Source organism: Moorena sp. SIO3I6 (assembly GCF_010672095.1).
In genome coordinates this window covers 1-2,469 of sequence record NZ_JAAHHU010000672.1, presented here as the reverse complement: position 1 = coordinate 2,469, position 2,469 = coordinate 1, and the positions used below count along the sequence as shown (strand labels likewise).

At 46.6% G+C, this 2,469-nt stretch carries 4 protein-coding genes; 1 reads left to right on the top strand and 3 read right to left on the bottom strand.

The features are described from left to right. Window positions 1–35 precede the first annotated feature (35 nt). From F6K49_RS41255 to F6K49_RS41245, 3 genes are all read right to left on the bottom strand, one after another. The gene (locus tag F6K49_RS41255) at window positions 36–761 is read right to left on the bottom strand and encodes a c-type cytochrome (protein WP_293106859.1); all 726 of its coding nucleotides are present in this window, start codon (window positions 759–761) and stop codon (window positions 36–38) included. A 299-nt stretch (window positions 762–1,060) separates the two neighbouring features. Beyond that, complete coding sequence (gene petE / locus F6K49_RS41250; RefSeq protein WP_293106855.1) at window positions 1,061–1,714, bottom strand: plastocyanin; 654 nt, start codon at window positions 1,712–1,714, stop codon at window positions 1,061–1,063. A 53-nt stretch (window positions 1,715–1,767) separates the two neighbouring features. Further along, a complete protein-coding gene (locus tag F6K49_RS41245) occupies window positions 1,768–1,941 on the bottom strand; it encodes a hypothetical protein (protein WP_293106850.1) in 174 nt (57 codons plus the stop codon). A gap of 65 nt (window positions 1,942–2,006) precedes the next feature. Here F6K49_RS41245 and F6K49_RS53885 point away from each other — a divergent pair, with 65 nt between their 5' ends. Continuing rightward, on the top strand, window positions 2,007–2,423 hold the full coding sequence (locus tag F6K49_RS53885; RefSeq protein WP_366514297.1) for a hypothetical protein: 417 nt from the start codon (window positions 2,007–2,009) through the stop codon (window positions 2,421–2,423). Window positions 2,424–2,469: the final 46 nt, after the last annotated feature.

Here is a 2,469-nt window from a genome sequence, read left to right as displayed (position 1 = left end):
TACAAATCGTTTATAAACCCAATTGAATCAAGCTATTACCAACCATTGTCAGCTTGATACAGCACATAATCAGCAAGGGCTGCAATCTGATCCGCTGGTATACGACCTTTGAAGGCTGGCATGGGGGGTTTACCATTGGTGATCTGGTAAACGATCTTGTCCTTAGAGTACATGCCATACTTCTCAAGGGCATCCTTTTTCAGAGTTTTTTGGGCATTGATTAAATTCTTTCCACCCGCATGACAAGCGGCACAGTTCCCTGCGAAGACTTGTCCTGATTTAGCTAGGGCTGCTGGATCTATGGCTGCAGCTACTGCTTCTGGTTCAGCAGGAGCTGTTTCTTCCTCTGCTACTGCTTCTGGCTCAGCAGCAGGCTCAGGTGCTACAGCTACTTCTTCTGGTTCAGCAGGAGTAGTTTCTTCCTCTGCTACTGCTTCTGGTTCAGCAGGAGTAGTTTCTTCCTCTGCTACTGCTTCTTCTGGTTCAGCAGGAGTAGTTTCTTCCTCTGCTACTGCTTCTGGCTCAGCAGGAGTAGTTTCTTCCTCTGCTACTGCTTCTGGTTCAGCAGGAGTAGTTTCTTCCTCTGCTACTTCGGTGGGTTCCGCTGGGGATTCCACTGTTTCAACTGCAGCAGTTGGGGCAGGTGTGGTTTCTGGAGGAACAGTCGCTGTACTTGAGTCAGCGCAACCATAGGTAAAGGTCAAGACACAGACCGTTACCACTAGGAGTGATAATAGCTTTTTCAATGCAATTTGTCTCATGAGATTAAAAAAAACAAGTGGGCTAGTCCATAAAGGATTGTCAGATCATGTTTTTCTTTCCGTCAAAAGACAAGCTGTCAAATTTATTGGTTTCTTCCTGACTTGAAACGCAGTAAGGGCGCACACCGTGCGCCCTTACGTCATACCCTAGGGTTATAGTTGCTGGGTAAGTCTTGATTTAAATTCACCAAACTACCACGATTTGCGATCGCGTAAGTCTTAGAATAGCTAATCTTGTGAAAGCTGTGTAGTTTTCACATTCCTCAAAGTCTTGATCAACAGCCCTAGTTCTAGTGCTACTATGATGCAGCTTCAACAATGATTTTGCCTACCATGCCAGCACCACGGTGAGGGGCACAGTAGTAGGAGTATTTACCAGGCTCATCAAATGTAGATGTATAGGAAGAACCCGCAGACATCAACATGTTTTTATGACTCAGTGATTCCTTGCCCTCAACAATAACATTATGAGGACCAATTTTGTTCATCACCCACTTGACGGTGTCCCCCGGTTTGATGGTAATCGAACTTGGGTCAAATTTTAGTTGCCCGCTGTCTGTACCCATTTTTACAGTGTAAGTTTCTGGACCAGATGCGGCAGCAGGCTCAGGTGCTACAGCCACCTCAGTGGCTTCGGCTGGGGCGGGTTCTTCTTCAGCCACCTCGGTGGGTTCGGCTGGAGTGGGTTCTTCTTCAGCGACCTCGGTGGGTTCGGCTGGGGCGGGTTCTTCTTCAGCCACCTCGGTGGGTTCGGCTGGGGCGGGTTCTTCTTCAGCCACCTCAGGGACTTCCGCTGGGGCTTCCGCCTCTGGGGCAACTTCAGCAGCTGGGGCAGGTGTGGTTTCTGGAGGAACAGTTGCTGTAGTTGGGCCGCCGCAACCATAGGTAAAGGTTAAGATACAGACCGTTACCACTAGGAGTGATAGTAGCTTTTTCAATGCTATGTTTTTCATAAAAAAATTGAACCATGACTGTCAACGGTTCAATTATATGACAAGCTGTCATCTTAAAAGCTGTCAAACTTTTGATCAAACTGATTATGATCAGATGGCTTAGAAATCCTACAGGTCAAGGCAAGGGCTGCTGGGACAGAGATCAGCGAGGCAGCAATTAAGTAATCTGCTAGTATGCCCAGGTAGTATGCCCAGGTAGTATCCCCAGGGACATCCCAAGCTGCCATCACACCAGCAGTAATAGGGGCAAATCCACCGATGATCAGGGTATCTTAGGTGCGGGAGATTATAGGTGGACATCATTAAGACACCTTATTTACCGGCACAAGGATTGGATTTACTTGCACAAGGATTCTTTTTACTTGCACAAGGATTTTTTTTACCAGCACAAGGATTGCCTTCCTCTGTAGTACTCTCACCAGGAGCAGTATTGGTTGTGGGAGTTTCTCCGATTCACAACCATGGTACATGGGGAATAGTAGCGGTGATCAGTGGCCAGGAAAAAAACACCTTTTGGCGGCGTACTGATGACCCAGATTTTCGCGATCGCATCGAACAAGTAGGGGAAAAAATCCTATTCCCTGGAGATATTATTAGTTTTACCTCTGATGAATCCATAGTGTGGAAGCAATGGGAGATGAACCAACAATTACCTTTAATATTTACGGGAAAACCAACTACGAGCAGCGATTTGAGTTTGATCCACTAACCCATACAGCAAAGACGTTTTGAAGTTAGAAGTTATCCCTTTATTA